Source organism: Robertmurraya kyonggiensis (genome assembly GCF_005116465.1).
Taxonomy (GTDB): Bacteria; Bacillota; Bacilli; order Bacillales; family Cytobacillaceae; genus Robertmurraya; species Robertmurraya kyonggiensis.
Genome location: NZ_SWBM01000013.1, coordinates 1 through 18,219 on the forward strand (window position 1 = coordinate 1; position 18,219 = coordinate 18,219).

Sequence of the window (18,219 nt, forward strand, 5' to 3'; positions counted from 1 at the left end):
AGCATATTGAAAGCAAGCTTTCAATATGCAAGCGCTCGACTTGCATGTATTAGGCACGCCGCCAGCGTTCGTCCTGAGCCAGGATCAAACTCTCCAATAAAGAGTAAGAATTAGCTCTAAAATTTTTCGCGTTAGCGAAAATATTTTTCATTAAAATAAAACTAACGTTGACGTATGATTTGTTTAGTTTTCAAAGTACAAGAATGAATTTCCTTAGAAAGAAAATCATTTGCATCGCTCAGAAGCGACTTTATTAATATAACATGCATCCTAAGTTTAAGTCAATAACTTTTTTAAAATAACTTTTTTTAAAAGTTTGTGTCTCAATAAGGACAAGAAATAATATACCACGCCTAAAAAATGATTTCAATATAATTTTTATGTTTTTTTTAAGTTTTTACTCTGCTGCTCAAATTCTAAATCTATTAGATGTAAATCACAGGTCATAATGTCATAAAACAAATCATATTTATATGTATATCATTGCTATTTAAGAGAGGATGAAAAAGAAGTGTTAGGGAACGCAGCTTTATATCTATCATTTATCATGGCAGTCTACTTATTCATTTTTTCCTATATTGAAGGAATTAAAATCGCCAATTCAGACGAAAAAGTTCACGGCGGAACCTTTATTTTTACATTTACCTTTGCATTTATCTTTTCTGGGCTTACTTATATTTTATGAATAAGAGAATCAAGCGATTCTCTTATTTAGTTTTCAGCAGAGCTGAGATTGCAGCATCCACGAATTCCCCTTTTTCAAAAAACCTTTTCCTCAAAACCCCTTCAAACTCAAAACCATTTTTCTCAAGCACTCTTCTCGAGGCATTATTTAAGGGATCATAAAAAGCCTCGATTCGGTTTAAACCCATCTCGTTAAAACCATAGTCTACTACTTTTGCAATGACTTCTGCCATGACGCCACTCCCCCAATAATCTGGATGAAGCTCATAGCCTATCTCCGCTTTAAAGTGATCCCTTTCTAAAGCATGAAATCCACATGTGCCTATGAGTTCATTAGTATCATACCTGGCAATGCCCCATCTTATCTGTTTTCTAGATTGATAACGATACAACAAACTTTCTATTAGCTCTACTGCTTGTTGTTTAGTAGAGAAGGTTTCTAGATCGTAAAATTCCGTCACTCTATCCTGAGAAAAATAACTAAACATATTCGAGGCATCCGTTAATTCTATTTTTCTCAATCGAAATCTCTCTGTCTCTAACACAGGAAATTCCTCAAATGCTTCATCCCATCTCATGTGCATTCATCACCATTTCATAAAAGATAGTTTCCATCTAATTTTCTAGTTTCACTCTGCTCTTTACCATTTTTCCTTCTAATAGAAAAATCGTTAACGCCCCCATCACGATGAGCCCTCCCACCACTTGGGATTGGGTGAGTGTTTCATTTAATAGGTAGTAAGCAAGTACAGTTGCTCCTATTGGCTCTAATAAGATCGCCATTGAAATTACCGAAGCACTCAACCATTTGACTGACCAATTGAATAATGAATGTCCAAATAAAGTTGGAACAACCGCTAACAAAAGAAAATAAATCCAATCAGCAGTAGGATAAGGAACCAGTGGTTCATTTTTTACTAAAACATAAACCAAAAGTGTTAAGCTACTGACACTATAGACAACAAATGTATAAGTGATAAGACTGAGTCTTTTTCTAACAGTTTGTCCAAACATTAAGTAGGCTGTAATTAAAGCACAAGCGATTAGTGCAAGAATATCACCGAATAGCGCTGAACCACTTATTCGAAAATCACCCCAGCTAATGATAAAACTCCCCACAATAGCCAAAATACCGCACAGAATAGCTTTTATTGAAAATTTTTCTTTGAAAAAGAAATATGTACCGACAAAAGCGAACAGTGGTTGTAATGTGACTAAAACGGTGGAGCTAGCAACAGAAGTGTAATTTAGCGACTCAAACCAAAGGATGAAATGGAACGCTAAGAATACACCACCGATGATAGAAAAGATCCAATCTCGTCTCGTAATAAGACGAAGCTCCTTAACATACTTTAATAAAAACATTGGTAACATAATGATTACAGAAAAAAACAATCTGTAAAATGCGATAACACCAGAAGGAGCTGACGACATTTTTACAAAAATTGCAGATGTGGACACTGATAAAACACCAATTGCCAGTGCCAGATAAGGGTTCATTTTGGGCCCCATTGCTTTCAACTCCTATTTGAACTGCATAAAAATATTTTACATCCTTTTTTTCCCTAATGACTACTAGATTTTTTCTAAAATAGGGTAAGATTGCTCTAAGTTAATTTATTTTTACATAAAGGTGTGTATGGTCCTATGTCTGAATTGGAAATCGAAATGCTCATAAAACTTGGCATAACAGCCTTCCTTGGTCTAATCATCGGATTAGAAAGGGAATTAAAAAGAAAACCCGTTGGATTAAAAACATGTTTAGTTATTTCCATTGTAAGTTGCTTATTAACCATTGTATCAATCGAATCAGCTTATATGGTTCCAACGCGACCCGATATTAATATAACAATGGATCCTTTACGACTTGCCGCTCAAATTATTTCTGGAATCGGTTTTCTTGGGGCAGGAGTTATTTTACGAAGAGGAAATGATAGCATTTCCGGATTAACCACAGCTGCCTTAATTTGGGGAGCCGCTGGAATTGGCATTGCCGTTGGAGCAGGTTTTTATTTCGAAGCTGCTGCTGGAGTTGCTTTCTTAATTATCAGTGTGGAAATTGTCCCTTATATTGTGAGTTTAATCGGGCCACGAAAATTAAGAGAGAAAGAAATCAAATTACAGCTTCATATCAAGGACAAGGATAAAATTGTTACAATTATAACTGCTCTTAATGAAGAAAAAATTTCAATTAAGAATATAAGAATCAAAGATTTAGAAAATGATGACCATCTTGTTCAATTGCGGGTAACTGTCAATCAAAAACGATTAACGACTGATGTTTATTATACTGTCTCTAAGCTCGAAGGTGTTCGCACTGTAGAAATTGAAAGTTTGTAAAATGTATCTTTTCGAAAACTGAATATTATGTAATTCCCTCTTGATTTTTTACGGAGCTCGCTTATAATTAGCTTTGTAACACTTCATTTGGGGGATTAGCTCAGCTGGGAGAGCGTTTGGCTGGCAGCCAAAAGGTCAGGGGTTCGAGCCCCCTATTCTCCATAAAAGAAAACCCTTGCGACTAACGCTAGGGTTTTTCTTATACTACCAAATAAACAATCCAACAAACATTGCACTCAACAATGAAACAGCAATCCCACTAACTAATAGTCGCCAAACATTTTTCCCTATGATACGAGATTTTTCTTCTCCCATGATTGAACTGATGGCCCCGTAAATCATGCCGACTGTACTAAAATTAGCGAATGACGTTAAGAAAGTTGTAGCGACAGCCACCGTATGTGGTGCTAAGGTAGGAATCTGTTCTTTTAGATCCATCATAGCTACAAATTCATTCGTAGCTAATTTAATTCCCATAAGCTGAGCTACGTACAACGCATCTTGTCCAGACAATCCAAGAAGGAAAGCAAACGGACTGAAAATAATTGAGAATATCTTTTGAACAGTAAGTCCATCTACAAAGAATCCTAATATTCCATTAAGACACGCAGTTAATGCCACATATCCAACAACCATTGCTAAAATAACAATAATCATATTCATCCCAACAAGCATACTATTGGAAATCGTAGAGAAGAAATCCTTTCGTTCTTCTTTAGATGGGACGTAAACGATATCTTCTTCTTTCGTAACTTCGATAGGGTTTAATACACTTGCAAGAAGTAAAGCATTTAAACAGTTTAATGGAATCGCTGCAAATACATACTCCCCAGGAACCATGGTTAGATAAGCTCCAATAATCGAACCACTAATACTGCTCATGCTCATGATTCCAAACGTAAGTAATCGATTTTCTTTTAATACAGAAAGTTGCTGGCGAATAACAGCCAGAGCCTCTGTATTTCCAAGGAACATCATTTGCAATGAAAAGAAGCTTTCTAGCTTCGGTAATCCTGAAACTTTTGAAATAACCCAACCAACCTTATCAATAATCCAAGTTAGAATACCAAAATAGCTCAAGATATCGAAAAAGGTGATGATAAAAATAATCGGCATTAAAGCACTAAAGAAAAAGTCCACCGTAGGATTTGCCATTATGGATGGGAAAGCAAATGCTATGCCTTCGTTTGCACTGGATATAAGAAAAGTAAAAAATGATGCAATTTGATTAATGACCCATACCCCAATTTTGGTGCCAAGCATAAACCAAGTAATAAGTAATTCCACTACAATTAAACTTATAATTGGACGCCATTTAATGTTTCTCTTATTAGGAGAACAAAGAAACACGAGACCAAAGACAATTAGAATTCCTAAAATATTCATTAAAAAAAACATGTAAACCACTCCCTAAAATAGAATGCCTCGCATAAGAAGTCCTTTTCATTTTCCCCAGCTACAGGCGAAAAGCATGAAAAAAGTAAGAGTGGCGAGTATCCTATTTAATTGATACAGTCATTCATAATAACTAGTATCCATGGGAATAGTCTGCATGTTTCATTCTTATTTATTCATACTTCCCTGTAGTCCAGCAATTTTGGCTGCCGGGTAGAAACTATCAGACCGTTCAACTGATATTATACAAGGAACATTTTTGTGATTTGCTCATTTTATAACATCCAAAAAGATACGACAATGATTTAAAAAGAAGTTCTAATCATTTTATAAATATCAATTATTAGAAAATTTATATATGCCCACACTTAATGCTTATATCCTAATTTTCCCTCCCGACCGTATAGCGTTTTACTTGAATGCATATATTCAGTAGGAGATAATACTATTATTAACAGTTAAATTATGGAAAAGTATTCTGCTAGTTTTCTAGATAATAACAACACTAATTTCAAATCTTCAAGCACTTCGCCAAAGGAGGATTGATATTATGAAAAAGTTTATATTCATTATGGTTGGTTCCATATCTATTGCGATCATACTTGGAATTGTCGCATTTTTTACATATAAGTCATTATCCAAAGATTCTGTTCAAATCCAAGAAACTACATCGCAAAACGTGGTAGATGGTGAAAAGGTCATCGAGATTATTGAGACAGATGGGGAACCAGTTGAAGAAGAATTACCAATGGATATGAGTGAAGAAGCAATAAAAGATGCTATTCATGGTATGTCCCATCAAAAAGTCCGCGCTGAAGAGAAATGGGGATTTATTCCGCTAACTGCTGAACGGGTAAAGCGATTGAAAACAATCGTTGAAAAAAATAGGGACAAGTACGAGTATGCGAGCATTTATTTAGATATTCTTGAGCGCTGGGGCAATAACGACTTTTCTCAAGTCGACCATGACCATAATCAAATTTGGGATTTACAGAATGGAACGATTGGTAAAGCAACTGGTATCTTATCTACCGAAGAAGAAAAAGCATTCATTGAGGAGCATTTTGATATTGAACAATAGGAGGGCTTGCGCAACCTAACCTTACACTCCGCCCTTCAAAACCCTCCTCGATATAACAAATGTAAACGGAATTGCAATTCCAGTTGCGATGAGTGGAGCTACCCTATTATCAAGTTGAACCCATTCTCTTAAGGCATAAAGTGCCCCTGTAGAGATTGCGATGTTTACTACATATGTGATGGGAAATTGGAAGAATTTTTTCCAGCTTGGTTTTGTGCGGTATGTAAAATACGTGTTTAGATAAAAAGAACCCACCATACTGATGCAGAAAGCCATCCAATGCCCAATTAAATACTGGAATCCTACCACTTCTGAAAATAGTAAATACCACAGATAATAATGAAGGGTATTTACTATTCCAACCAAAATGAACCTTAGAGCCTCACCTTTCATTTTTATTGCCAACCCTTTCTCCACGATTTCTACCTTCCTATTAGTTTCCCCACATAATTGAATCTGCATCATTTTCATTAAAATTAAACCTATTTTTGTAATTTTTGTAGTATAATTTACTAAAAAACTATGGGGGAATCTTGGTCTTATGTCACAGAAATTACAAGGGATTTTAGATAATTTAGAAACGATTCAAAGATCATTTGCGGAACCAACTACAATTACTGTAACGGATACTGAAAAAATTGTTGCCCAAGTGAAAGCAGAGTTTGATACCACAAATATTCCAATTGGAATCCCACTTGCAAAGATGGAGAGCCCACTAATCACAGATTCATTAAAAAATGGCAAGGTTAATCGTGTCGAATTTGGAGCTGACCAAGGTATAGGTATTTCATGTATTGTTACCTTTAATCCTATTATGGATAATCATGAAGTAGTTGGCTTACTTATCATTACCACATCTACAGAAAAAATTGATACATTGCGTAGTGTTGCTACTGAGCTTTCTGTCGCTTCAGAAGAAATGGCTGCAACTTCTGAACAATTATCGAATGTATCGAATACGATTTCAGAAAAAATCCAGGCAATCTCTGCGGATTCAGAAAATATTTCAAAAATGATCGAAGACGCTTACCAGGTGATTAAATCGGTTCAAGAGATTGCCAACCAATCAAAAATCTTAGGTTTGAATGCAGCGATCGAAGCAGCAAGAGCTGGTGAATATGGAAAAGGATTCTCTGTCGTTGCGAATGAAATTAGAAGAATGGCTGATCAAAGTAAAGAGTCTTCTGTAAGCATTATCGAGTATTTAGAAAAAGTGAATGCGGCTATTAACGGAAATAACTCTTCTATTCATGAGATTGTGACAATGGTAGAAGAGCATACCTCAAGCCTCGGAGAATTTAATAATTCCTTAGACCTAATCGCAGCATCTGCTGATAAATTAATGAGTTCTTCTAAACTATAATCGTAAATATGAAAGTGGCTGACATTACTGTGTCGGCCACTTTTTTTAAACTGAGTAAATCAAAATGAAAATTAATCTACAATAATTACCAAATAAATTGTATCTTACTACAACCATTCCCTATTGTATAATTTACTTAAAAACATTGAGAGATTGGTGGATTTATGTCACAGAAATTACAAGGGCTTCTAGATAATGCAGAAACGATTCAAAGGTCTTTTTCCGAACCTACTTCTATTTTAGTAACAGATAGAGAAAAAATTCTCGTACAGGTGAAAGCTAGCTTTGATACCACTAATATTCCAGCTGGCACGCGTCTTGATTCTATGCCTCCTAATCCCCTTTTAGAGGAGTGCTTAAGAACTGGGAAGGTGAACAAAGCTGAATTTGGTGCTGACAACGAATTCGGACTTCCGTTTATTGTCACTTGGAACCCAATCATCGATAACCGTGAAATAGTTGGTTTGCTTATTACAACAACTTCAACTGAAAAAATCGAGAGTCTGCGAAATATTGCTTCAGAACTCTCCGTGGCTTCAGAAGAGATGTCAGCCACATCTGAACAATTATCGAATGTATCGAATACGATTTCAGAAAAAATCCAAGCAATCTCTGCGGATTCAGAAAATATTTCAAAAATGATCGAAGACGCTTACCAGGTGATTAAATCGGTTCAAGAGATTGCGAATCAATCAAAAATCTTAGGTTTGAATGCAGCAATTGAAGCAGCAAGAGCTGGTGAATACGGAAAAGGATTCTCTGTCGTTGCGAATGAAATTAGAAGAATGGCTGATCAAAGTAAAGAGTCTTCTGTAAGCATTATCGAGTATTTAGAAAAAGTGAATGCGGCTATTAACGGAAATAACTCTTCTATTCATGAGATTGTGACAATGGTAGAAGAGCATACATCAAGCCTTACAGAGTTCAACAATTCCTTAGATTTGATTGCATCATCCGCTGATAAATTGATGAATTCGTCTAAACTATAATCCTAAACACAAAAAGCGAGGTAACTAGCACATCTTGTGCAGATCCTCGCTTTTTTTCTATCTTTTTCTCTTAATAAACCATACTACCACCGCAATAAAAGCAATGACGATTAAAGCATAGACCACATTGGAGTAGACATCCATTTTTTCAACGATAATATCCCATGATTCTCCTAGTTTTGCCCCTAAGCATACTAGGACAATATTCCAAATCATCGTACCTACCGAAGTAAATAATAGAAACACCCAAAAATTCATGTGGGACATCCCAGCAGGAATCGAAATCAAACTCCGAATTAATGGGATAAAACGACAGAAAAATACCGTCCACGGTCCATATTTATCAAACCAAGCATCCGCTTTATGTATATCCTCCTTTGTCACGCGGAGGATACGTCCCCACTTGTCCACAATTTTTTCAAGTCGTTCCACATCTAGTTGAAGTCCTAAAACATATAATACGACCGCACCAATGATCGAACCAATTGTTGAAGCGATAACAACACCAACTATCGTCAGATCCGTCTGCGTTGTTAAATAACCACCAAATGTTAAAATAACCTCTGAAGGGATGGGTGGAAAAATATTTTCGAGGGCAATGAGTAGGAGAATTCCTATATACCCGTATTCACTCATGATATCCATTAACCAATTTTCCATTTGAATCTCCTTTAGTTTACAATTTACCTACTTAGGATAGTTTATCAGAAACTGCCCCGATTAAAAATAAGATTTGTGACTTAAGGCATCCTCAAACCGCTGTAAAAGAATAAACCGAAAGTGGCTTTACATCATTCGATTCCACAAACTCCTGTAATAGCTTCACTTCGGATTCAATAAGCTCCTTCATTTTCACAGGCATATCCCTCGTTTTCTCAAGCTCAAATTCTATGTCCGTGACGACTTTATCAATTTCCCATACGCCATCTTGCAGTTCAGGTGAATCGATTATTTCCTCTTTTATAACATTCCATCCTGCATTCTCAACGATTCTTTTTAGATCAGTCGGTGTAAAAAGAGTTCTTACATTCGAATCACTGTCCTGCTTAAATGCCTCATACTGAGCTTGAATTTGAATCGACAAGAGATGCGGATACTGCTCAATCAATTTGACTCTTGCATCCCACTCAGCAAAACAGAGCTGCTTTCCCCATCTTTTCACTTTTTCCATGATCCGTTGAAGCTCTTCAAAGGAAGATACGTACCAGGAACACTGGGAAAAAACAATATAATCAAAGGAATTCTCTGGGTAATCAAAATCACCAGATAAAATATCCGTTTCTAAATTGACCTTAATTTGTTTTCCTAGCTTCGATTGCTTTAAGAAGTCTAATGAATCTCCAAGGGTAATCGGAGCACCGTAATCACCTGAAGCCACATCTATTCCTTGGACAAATCCTGTTTCCCCAACAAAGTAGGCCAAGACTGCTGTCGTGTCTCCTTGACCACAACCGATTTCAAGAACTCGACTTCCCTCTTTTATGCCCCAAGAATCCACGAGCTTTATACGATGTTCAGTTTGTATTTTCTGGATGTTAGCCATTTCTTCATGCGTTGCCATACAAGTAACAATCGTTTGCAAAATATCCGTCCTCATACTCCAACCCCCACAAACTCTTTCATAAACGCTCTCGTTTTATTCTAGTAGAAAATGAAGGAATAGAGAAGCAATTTCGATTATTTATTCGGTGATATTTCAGAATGAAACATGCAAAAAAAGAAGAGGAAAGCAAGGTCCCCCTTTTTACATAAATTATAGAAGTGTTATTCCACTGAGGAAAATCATAACTGCCAAAATCGTCCGGAGAGGTTTTGCGGGAAACTTTGAAGAGAGGCTACTTCCAATCGTAACACCGGGAATCGAGCCTACGAGGAGATTAAACATTAACGCATAATCCACATGTCCAATGCCAGCATGGAGGAGGCCAGCAACCGTGACTAAAAGAAAAGCATGAGCGATGTCAGTTCCAACGAGCTCAGAAGGAGTTAATTTATACATCAACAACATCAGTAATGCAAACAAAGAACCCGACCCAATCGATGTCAGTCCTACAATAAAACCAAGAACAGCACCAATACCAATCGTAAGAGCTCTTTTATCTTCTAAAGGCTTTACTTGCCATCGATTCCATTGGAATCTTTCTTTCATAAAGGTTTTGATTAGAGTCGTGAGTGCAACAATTATAAGAACATAGCCTAAGGCATGCTTGATGACCTCTTCTTGATTATGAAAAAAAGCATTGAATAAATGGAGAACACCAACTGCACAGATCGCACTTGGAATACTTCCGATGGCAAGATACTTAACCAGTATTATATTAATTGTCTTTTGCCGCCAATGTTGCATAGAGCCGAAAAATTTTGTGATCGCGTTATATGCCAAATCAGTACCCACGGCAATCGAAGGACTTATCCCTAAAAGAACCAAAATCGGGGTTAATAATGCTGCTCCTCCAACACCTGTTAACCCAACCATAAATCCTACGAGTAGTCCCATCACTATTATTCCAATACTCATTTAGCGCTCGCTCCAAACTTTCAATTCATACACTAATTTATGAATGGGTCATGCGCCTTGTTACAACTGGATTGGAATTAAGATGGACTATTCCTCCTCTTCATCCTTCAATTCAATTTTCTTACAGCCTACATATAAACAAGAGAAAATATCGATACCTTCCCTCGCTTTCGCTAATCCTTTTAAATAAGGTTTCACTAAGTCCTTAAAATCTAAGCTAACCCCCTCTTCCTCTAAAATTCCATAAACATACAGCTTTTTTTCATCGAATAAGAGTGCTATATTGCCTACGGCCTTATTTGATGAATCAACGATATTCAAAACTTGAAACTCAGGGGTAATAACCTCTGGTGAAAAATAAATCTGCATATGTGTCTTCTCCTTTTAAGAAAGGCTTTTTGATTTTTTCATACCCAGTCGTGAATAGGCCATTTCTCAAGTAAACTGTAGTTTTTCAAATAAGGTGTCGCTATTTTTTTCTTTGGCTGGTTCCTTTTTACTCACTTTTATAAAGATAAGTGACAATAAAGCAACGAATAAGGTTAATCCTGCCGTCGTTAAAAACATCCCCGTTCGAGACCAGTCCATCAACGTACTATAAACAGGCGGTCCAACTGCCACGCCGAGAAAGCGAACAGATCCATACAACGACGTGACAAACCCACGCCTATCAGTTGGTACCGAGCCTGTAATAAAACTGTTGATACACGGAAGTACAAGTCCTGTTCCAACACTACTAATGGCAAGCACCGCGAAAAATGGGACTAAGTTTTTGAACAAAACTAGACTCGAAAAAGAAATCGTCATTAACAGTAATCCTAAAACAATAAGCCTCTTCATCAGCTTCATTTTTTTACCGATTTTACTACCGGTAATATAGGATGTAGTGGTCATAAATAATAAGGGAATCGCTAAAATTCCACCTTTTAAAACCCCATCAATTTGATAATCTTTTTCGAGAATATCGGATATATAGAACAAGATTCCAAACAATGTGAACAAGCAAGTTGCCCCTGTTAAATATGCGACAAATAGCCAACGCCCTTCGGTTTTAAAAACAGATACTAAACCTTTCACATAAGTACCAACAGGAGGTGGCTCTTTTTTTGCTTTCTTCTCCTTAATAAAAAAGATCGTTAATAAAAGGGACAGAAAACAAAAAATAGGGAAAGCAAAAAATGCCGCATACCAAAATAAAAGTGCAAATAGTGAGCCGATTAATGGACTGATAACTTTACCAAATCCATTTGAGGCTTCGACTAAGCCTAACACTTTACTCTGCTCTGCCCCTTTAAACAAGTCTCCTGTTAATGCCATGGCAATCGGTGCTGTTCCTGCGGCTCCAAGCCCTTGCATAATTCTGCCGGCCATAATCCATATATAAGAGTTAGAAAACCATGCTGCTGCAGCCCCAGCTAAAAGACCACCACTTCCATATAAAATAAGCGCCGGAATGATAATGGCCTTCCGCGAAAATCGATCCGATAAATATCCTAAAATCGGAATGGCAATTGCCGCTGCAATTGAAAACACAGAGATAATGAGGCTAACCTTAAATTGTGATATATCTAGTTCTGTTTTCATTTTCGGCAATATTGGAATAAGCATGGAATTCCCCAATACAAGAATGAGCGGGATAGAACCAATAGCGAAAATCGTCATCCCTTTATGCTTTTGCTTTGCCATGGATCAAACCCCCTATAGCTGTACTTCAACCTATATTATTGTTTGAATCCACAAGGAAGATTATTCAACTTTGTGTTATGACCTGTTGCTTTATTTCAATGGAAAAAGCCCATTACATACACATTCACCCAATTTTTGAATAGGCTATTTTAAAATTAGCAGAGGAGCGATCCTTATGGATTTTTTGGAATTACCGAAAAGAACAACTGGAAATAGAAGCTATGGTTTGACCTCGATTGTCGATTTTGGAACCCCGATTGGGGAATTAGAGCATTTACTTAAGGACTATCATTCATTCATCGATATTGCAAAATTAGGCATTGGCTCAGCTTATGTAACACCTAATATAAGTCAAAAAATCGCCCTATATCAGACGTATGGCATTAAACCGTACTGTGGAGGAACATTATTTGAAAAATGCTATCTGCAACAAAAACTGACTGAGTATTTTGCTTGGTTGAAAAAATTAGGGATCGAATGGTTAGAGGTATCCAACGGAACCTTGGATATATCTCTTGAGGAAAGACTTCAAATCATTTCAAAAGCGAAAGACTATTTTTACGTAATAGCAGAGGTTGGTTCAAAGGATTCGACTCAGGAGATGCCGATTTCAGAGTGGAGAGCGGAGATCGAACTTTTACTCGATGCAGGCTGTAAATATGTGATTACCGAGGGAAGAGACTCTGGCACAGCTGGGATTTACGATCAAAATGGAACCATTAAATCAGACCTAATCCAAGAGCTCATAAAGGGCTTAGACTGTCGAAAAATCATATTTGAAGCTCCTACCCCAAAACATCAAATGTTTTTCATCAATGAAGTTGGAACGAATGTGAACCTAGGGAATGTTAAGCTTACAGATACACTTATTTTAGAGACCCAACGCCAAGGCTTAAGAAGTGAAACATTTTTTCTGGAGGAACAGGAATGGAAATTACTCTTATAAGACATCTCCCTACAGAATGGAATCTCCAGGCTAAGCTTCAAGGAAAAAGAGATATTCCGATTTTGTCTATTACAGAAGACGATAAAAACAAAATCGAAACCAATCTACGCCTTTTAGAACAAAAGTCATATGAATTTGTATTATGTAGTACGTTGCTCCGAACACAGCAAACTGCACAATTATATGGATATAAAGCTTTGCCCGAACCCCTTCTAGATGAGTTAGACTTTGGTCCTTTTGAGGGCCGCTCAAAGGAAGATCTCATAATGGAGTACGGCAGTTTATGGAGTGAGAATCCACGAGAGTTGGTGATTGGAGAAAGCTTGCTTAATCTCGAAAAACGAATCATCTCATTTCTTGAAAAGTATAAAGAGGCTACTAATATTCTCGCCTTTGGCCACGGTTCTTGGATTAGAGCCTTATCTTCTTACTATCAATATGGCCATATTAATCAAATGAATCAAGTTACGTTCTTAAACAACGAACTTGTCTCATTTAAATTTTAGCGGTGTTTATTTTTTTCTCCAACTAGGCGTTAAAAAATGGCTGGGATGAAACTTGAGTTCATAAATGAAATCGATAATATTCGTTGAAATCAATTGACATATGATTGCATAGATGACGATTTTATAATCAATCACAATTGACGTTAATAAGAAAATGCATAGATTTATTGCCATCATGACTTTTCCAGGACTCCATTTTTTATAGGTGGCAATCATTAAAGCCGGAATAACCATCCCACCACTGGATGCACCAGCTCTGATGAGGATTCCTACACCAATTCCAAAAAGAATCGCTCCTGCCACAATATCCAATATAATATTCACATGTGGGACGGTCAGATATTTTATCGAAAAAAGACTAACGGTTGTTGATGTTGTAGCAACCGCAAGAATCGTTCGAAATGTCCACGTATAGCCGAAATACTTCAAGGCAAAGACCAAAAACACGACATTTGCTAGCCATAAGGAAAAACCAAGGGGGAAATGAAACCAATGATTCACGAGGATGGCAAGACCAGCCGCCCCTCCGGAAGGTATAGAATGAGGAAACAAAAAGATCGACATGGCCATCCCTTGAACGATGGCCCCTATTAGCAAAAAGAAATAGATCATTATTATTTTTTTCATCTTAGACAGATGGGACCTTTAATTTTAACCGAATATCCTTCATTTTGTTCCCTCCCAATTGGACATCTTCCCTTGTCCATTTTATGAAAACCTCAAAAGGAATATGAACGTTTTGAAAAGATGTGTACAATTCTGTTTGAATCTAATTCTAAAATTGATAAACAAAAAGACTTATCCCCATTACAGAGATAAGCCTTCATAATTATTAATTAAAAGTTAGCAACACGTCTTACATGTCCGCTGAAGTGTGATTTATAGTAACCAGAATTCATGTTTGCAATCGCAACACCTGTAGAAGATTGAGAACCGATGAATTTCCCACCACCAAGGTAGATACCAACATGGCCATCTTTCTTGTATGTGTCAAAGAATACTAAATCTCCTGGGCGAGCTTCGCTATAAGAAACCTTTGTACCTTGTCCTCTTAATGCGCTTGTGCTAGAACCGATATTGATACCAGCTTGTCTAAATGCCCAGCTAACGAAACCAGAGCAATCAAATCTACCGTTTGCTACGTCATAAGCAGTTCTTCCTCCACCAAATACATAAACAGAATTACCAATGTATTTATATCCAGCATTTAAAATTGTACTTAGGCTACCATCATTTGCTGGTGCAGTATAAGCTACCTTACCACCACTTGATTGAGTAGATTCTTTACTAGAATCGTTTGAACTATATGCCGTTCTTTGTGCTTCTCTTTGAGCCTCTTGTTCAGCTTCAAATTGAGCTTCTAATTCATTTAGCTTCGCATTATTACCTTTTTGTGCTTCTTCTAAAGATTTTTTCAGCTCATCATTTTGTTGCTTTTGTTCTAACATTTGAGCTTTCATACCTTCAAGCTCTTCTTTTTTCTCAGTTAACTCGTTAAGTTTTTCGTCAACTGCAGCTTGTTTTTCAACAACTGCTGCTTTGTCTAACTCATGTTGCTTTATAAGATCACTATCAGCACTTGCAATTTGAGAAACTGCAAATACACGATCGATAAAATCACTAAAATCTTCTGAACCAAGAAGTACTTCAATATAACTCACTTTTCCACCAGATTCTTGGAAAGATTGAGCACGTTTTGCTAAAATTTCTGTTCTTTTAGCAATTGTATCATTTAACACAGCAATTTCTTCTTCAAGCTTTTTGATTTCTGCCTGTGTTGTTGTTATTTCAGATTCTGTTTTCGTAATTAACGCATTGTTATCTTGGATGGCTTCATCCATTTTTTTGATTTTATCTTCTACTGCAGCTAATTTGCTTTCAGTTGCATCGATATCTTTTTGGACTTGTTGAATTTGTGTAGAGTAGTTTGCACTGACTGAAGGGATTGCAATAAAACTCCCAACGCCTAGGATGATTGATGTATTCAGAGCTATAAGTTTCTTTTTCATCGTTCTATTTCCTCCGACCTTCTTGTTTTCGACAAGTTCATGTAGATATGTAACTAGCCATTATTCTATAAAATTACAATTCTCGTATTTATTCGTTTAAGTGACAAAATTCATGTAAAAAAAACATTTTTCTCATCTAGTACTATATCAGTCTATCGTAACAGAATGATGTTAATAATATTACAATTATGTTTCAATTCATTAGTATCTGGTACTAATTACGGTACTAATATCCTAAAAAGAACTAGTTCGATTGGCGTAAATTGGTAATTTTTCGTTCGGGATTTAGAAAGAATGTAAAGCAAGGAATTTCGGGGATTTTGTCAAATGAAGTCGAAAAACAAGGAGAACCAACAAAAAAAGAGGCCAATCAGAGTGTTTTCTGATTGGCCTCTTTAATATTGCTTTTTATATTACTCTTCAGATGACTTTTTATCATTGTCATCTGTTGTATTGTATTCATACTTAGAACGATCAATTGGTGTGAAGCCATTTGGTTCATAGAAACGTAATAAATCACCATTCACAACATTGTCAGAAAGATGTAATTTGTACTCAACGATTTCCTGGAATTTAAGTGCTTCAGCTTCTTGTTCTTCGGTAATTAGTTCACCTGTATTGGAATCATAGAACTTACCACCAACAGAAGTAACGGTTGGGCTGACAAAGTCACCATTTCGGAATGGAACAAGTGAATCATGCTCCTCAGATAATAAGTCTGTACCAAATTGGATATATTCTTTCGTATCAATTCCTAATAAATGCATTAATGTTGGTAAAATATCGATTTGACCACCGAATTCATGGCTCACTCCGCCTTCCATACCTGGTACACGGATATATAGTGGCACACGTTGCAGACCAGCTGCACTGTCAAAAGTAGAAAGCTCTTTACCAAGTACTTTTTCCATCGCCTTATCATGGTTTTGAGAGATACCATAATGGTCACCATACATGATGATGATGGAGTTATCATATAGACCAGCGGCCTTTAAATCCTCAAAGAATTGCTTTAAAGCTTCGTCTGCATATCGTGCCGTCTGGAAGTAATTATCGACTGATTTATCACCAGTTGTATGCGGTGCAATCGTTGCTTCATCTTGATTCATCGCATAAGGATAGTGATTTGATACAGTAATAAACTTCGTATAGAACGGCTGTGGTACAGTTTTTAATAACTCAGCTGATTGAGCAAAGAATGGTTTATCCATCAAACCATATTCCGCCATTTGTTCTTCTTCAGTATCATAATAGCTAATGTCGAAGAATTTGTCATAACCGAATGACTTATAAATCTCATTTCTATTCCAGAAGCTTCCTGAGTTGCCGTGGAATACCGCTGAAGTATACCCTTTTTGTCCCAAAATTGCAGGAGCAGCTTGGTACGTATTTACACCTTTTGTTGTAAAGGCTGACCCTTGTGATAAGCCATACAATGAGTTTTCAATCATAAATTCTGCATCAGATGTTTTACCTTGAGCAGTCTGATGGAAGAAGTTATCAAAGTAAACCGTATTTTGATCTCTTATTAATGAGTTTAGGAATGGCGTAACCTCTTCACCATTTAACTGATAATCCATTAAGAATGTTTGAATGGATTCAAGATGAAGGTAAATGACGTTCATTCCTTCACCAATTCCAAAATACTCCGGATTTGGCTGTGCATAATTTGATTTTGTAAAGTTCACAACTTCTGTCACGTCACTACTATCTGCCATAACCCTTTGTGCAGATGCCTTTGTACTTTGAACAGCATCATAAATTGTATAATTGTACATTCCTAAATATTTCACAATGTAATTACGGTCAAACCCTCTTGTTAAAAGCTCTGGACGATCGGATTCAGCTAAAGCTAAGTTCAAGCTTGAGAATCCTAATGCTAAAGATAGAACAGCAGCAATTTTGCGACGGCTCATATCTTTAAATTCAATTTTAACAACTTTAAATACAAGTAATGCAATAAGAATCACATTATCTACAAAGAATAAGAAATCATATGGTTTTAATAAAGTAACAACACTTCCACTTACATCACCAAAGTTTTGTGTTTGGAATAAAGTTGGCAATGTAATGAAATCGTTAAAGAATCGATAATATACCACGTTCGCAAATAAAAGGAACGATAAGATAAAATCAATGAGCATTAAAGCAATATATTTTCTTCTTCCCTTAAAGAAAAACGCAAATCCTAAAAATAATAAGGAAGAACCGAGTGGATTCATAAATAATAAGAATTTTTGTAGAGTATTTTCAATACCTAATTCAAATTGTGTTAATTGAATGATATATGATTTTAGCCAAAGTGATACGACAGCTAAAATAAAGAATACGATATATTTTTGAGAAACGTTTAATTGGCTTTGTAAAGTGTTTTTCATGATTTGTTGCACCTGCCTTCTAGTAACCTATTATACTTCTTTACAAAATAATTGAAAGATACGATTAGAACCAATCAAGCTAGTATCTAGCATAACTGTTAAATATGAACAATATATGAAAAGCTAAGACAAATTATTAAAAAAATATTGGACATGTTGTGAAATCAATTAAATTACTTTAAAGTTTTCCATCCAAAATAGCATGAACACAAGATACTAATATACTCCTTTTTAAGGAATTGTCAAGAGGGTGACCGATTAGATAATTTTACATACTGAATAGACGTATTACCCCACGAAAAGGTTTCATAAAACCTCATTTTC

19 protein-coding genes, 1 tRNA gene, 1 rRNA gene and 1 riboswitch are annotated in these 18,219 nt (G+C 36.3%); of the genes, 8 read left to right on the forward strand and 13 right to left on the reverse strand.

Annotated features, from left to right (window positions below; all coding sequences use genetic code 11):
• A 16S ribosomal RNA gene (locus FA727_RS23075) occupies nt 1-100 on the reverse strand; the annotation flags it as partial.
• Between the two features lie 411 nt (nt 101-511).
• Between FA727_RS23075 and FA727_RS24215 the strand changes: the two genes are divergently transcribed.
• Nucleotides 512-685 (forward strand): hypothetical protein, encoded by a 174-nt coding sequence (locus FA727_RS24215; RefSeq protein WP_158318954.1) that lies wholly within the window; start codon nt 512-514, stop codon nt 683-685.
• 22 nt (nt 686-707) lie between these two features.
• Here the strand turns inward: FA727_RS24215 and FA727_RS23080 are convergent, their stop codons facing one another.
• Both FA727_RS23080 and FA727_RS23085 read right to left on the reverse strand, forming a co-directional pair.
• A complete protein-coding gene (locus FA727_RS23080) occupies nt 708-1,262 on the reverse strand; it encodes a GNAT family N-acetyltransferase (protein ID WP_136833812.1) in 555 nt (184 codons plus the stop codon).
• A gap of 37 nt (nt 1,263-1,299) precedes the next feature.
• Complete coding sequence (locus FA727_RS23085) at nt 1,300-2,196, reverse strand: DMT family transporter (RefSeq protein WP_136833813.1); 897 nt, start codon at nt 2,194-2,196, stop codon at nt 1,300-1,302.
• Between the two features lie 135 nt (nt 2,197-2,331).
• On the opposite strand from FA727_RS23085, the gene FA727_RS23090 reads away from it, so the two are divergent.
• Nucleotides 2,332-3,024, forward strand: a complete 693-nt coding sequence (locus FA727_RS23090; protein ID WP_136833814.1) for an MgtC/SapB family protein — start codon at nt 2,332-2,334, stop codon at nt 3,022-3,024.
• A gap of 89 nt (nt 3,025-3,113) precedes the next feature.
• Nucleotides 3,114-3,186: transfer RNA gene (locus FA727_RS23095), tRNA-Ala, on the forward strand.
• A gap of 42 nt (nt 3,187-3,228) precedes the next feature.
• On the opposite strand, the gene FA727_RS23100 is transcribed toward FA727_RS23095, so the two are convergent.
• Nucleotides 3,229-4,422 (reverse strand): nucleoside transporter C-terminal domain-containing protein, encoded by a 1,194-nt coding sequence (locus FA727_RS23100; protein WP_136833815.1) that lies wholly within the window; start codon nt 4,420-4,422, stop codon nt 3,229-3,231.
• Nucleotides 4,423-4,588: 166 nt separating this feature from the next.
• Nucleotides 4,589-4,689: riboswitch (purine riboswitch) on the reverse strand.
• Between the two features lie 280 nt (nt 4,690-4,969).
• Here FA727_RS23100 and FA727_RS23105 point away from each other — a divergent pair.
• A complete protein-coding gene (locus FA727_RS23105; RefSeq protein WP_136833816.1) occupies nt 4,970-5,500 on the forward strand; it encodes a DUF6241 domain-containing protein in 531 nt (176 codons plus the stop codon).
• Nucleotides 5,501-5,521: 21 nt separating this feature from the next.
• Here FA727_RS23105 and FA727_RS23110 read toward each other — a convergent pair whose 3' ends face one another.
• The gene (locus FA727_RS23110) at nt 5,522-5,962 is read right to left on the reverse strand and encodes a GtrA family protein (RefSeq protein WP_246042026.1); all 441 of its coding nucleotides are present in this window, start codon (nt 5,960-5,962) and stop codon (nt 5,522-5,524) included.
• Nucleotides 5,963-6,041: 79 nt separating this feature from the next.
• Between FA727_RS23110 and FA727_RS23115 the strand changes: the two genes are divergently transcribed.
• Both FA727_RS23115 and FA727_RS23120 read left to right on the forward strand, forming a co-directional pair.
• Entirely contained in the window at nt 6,042-6,863 is an 822-nt protein-coding gene (locus tag FA727_RS23115) for a methyl-accepting chemotaxis protein (protein ID WP_136833817.1), read from the forward strand.
• Nucleotides 6,864-7,027: 164 nt separating this feature from the next.
• Nucleotides 7,028-7,852 carry a methyl-accepting chemotaxis protein gene (locus FA727_RS23120; protein ID WP_136833818.1) on the forward strand — a complete coding sequence of 275 codons (825 nt, stop codon included), beginning with the start codon at nt 7,028-7,030 and terminating at the stop codon, nt 7,850-7,852.
• Nucleotides 7,853-7,909: 57 nt separating this feature from the next.
• On the opposite strand, the gene FA727_RS23125 is transcribed toward FA727_RS23120, so the two are convergent.
• The 5 genes from FA727_RS23125 to FA727_RS23145 all read right to left on the reverse strand — a co-directional run bounded on the left by FA727_RS23125 (nt 7,910) and on the right by FA727_RS23145 (nt 12,056).
• The gene (locus tag FA727_RS23125) at nt 7,910-8,512 is read right to left on the reverse strand and encodes a DedA family protein (RefSeq protein WP_136833819.1); all 603 of its coding nucleotides are present in this window, start codon (nt 8,510-8,512) and stop codon (nt 7,910-7,912) included.
• A gap of 91 nt (nt 8,513-8,603) precedes the next feature.
• Nucleotides 8,604-9,449, reverse strand: coding sequence for a class I SAM-dependent methyltransferase (locus tag FA727_RS23130; RefSeq protein ID WP_136833820.1), 846 nt, complete (start codon nt 9,447-9,449; stop codon nt 8,604-8,606).
• Nucleotides 9,450-9,605: 156 nt separating this feature from the next.
• Nucleotides 9,606-10,370: a sulfite exporter TauE/SafE family protein gene (locus FA727_RS23135; protein WP_136833821.1), complete on the reverse strand. Its 765-nt coding sequence runs from the start codon at nt 10,368-10,370 to the stop codon at nt 9,606-9,608.
• An 87-nt stretch (nt 10,371-10,457) separates the two neighbouring features.
• On the reverse strand, nt 10,458-10,739 hold the full coding sequence (locus FA727_RS23140; RefSeq protein ID WP_136833822.1) for a hypothetical protein: 282 nt from the start codon (nt 10,737-10,739) through the stop codon (nt 10,458-10,460).
• A gap of 66 nt (nt 10,740-10,805) precedes the next feature.
• Complete coding sequence (locus FA727_RS23145; RefSeq protein WP_136833823.1) at nt 10,806-12,056, reverse strand: MFS transporter; 1,251 nt, start codon at nt 12,054-12,056, stop codon at nt 10,806-10,808.
• Nucleotides 12,057-12,231: 175 nt separating this feature from the next.
• Between FA727_RS23145 and FA727_RS23150 the strand changes: the two genes are divergently transcribed.
• A complete protein-coding gene (locus tag FA727_RS23150; RefSeq protein WP_136833824.1) occupies nt 12,232-13,002 on the forward strand; it encodes a phosphosulfolactate synthase in 771 nt (256 codons plus the stop codon).
• Complete coding sequence (locus FA727_RS23155) at nt 12,984-13,508, forward strand: histidine phosphatase family protein (protein WP_136833825.1); 525 nt, start codon at nt 12,984-12,986, stop codon at nt 13,506-13,508. Before FA727_RS23150 ends, FA727_RS23155 begins: the two co-directional genes overlap by 19 nt.
• A gap of 6 nt (nt 13,509-13,514) precedes the next feature.
• Here the strand turns inward: FA727_RS23155 and FA727_RS23160 are convergent, their stop codons facing one another.
• The 3 genes from FA727_RS23160 to ltaS form a co-directional block, all read right to left on the reverse strand.
• A complete protein-coding gene (locus FA727_RS23160; RefSeq protein ID WP_136833826.1) occupies nt 13,515-14,135 on the reverse strand; it encodes a YitT family protein in 621 nt (206 codons plus the stop codon).
• A gap of 209 nt (nt 14,136-14,344) precedes the next feature.
• The gene (locus tag FA727_RS23165) at nt 14,345-15,517 is read right to left on the reverse strand and encodes a coiled-coil domain-containing protein (RefSeq protein ID WP_136833827.1); all 1,173 of its coding nucleotides are present in this window, start codon (nt 15,515-15,517) and stop codon (nt 14,345-14,347) included.
• A 413-nt stretch (nt 15,518-15,930) separates the two neighbouring features.
• Complete coding sequence (gene ltaS, locus FA727_RS23170) at nt 15,931-17,895, reverse strand: lipoteichoic acid synthase (protein ID WP_136833828.1); 1,965 nt, start codon at nt 17,893-17,895, stop codon at nt 15,931-15,933.
• Between the last annotated feature and the right edge of the window lie 324 nt (nt 17,896-18,219).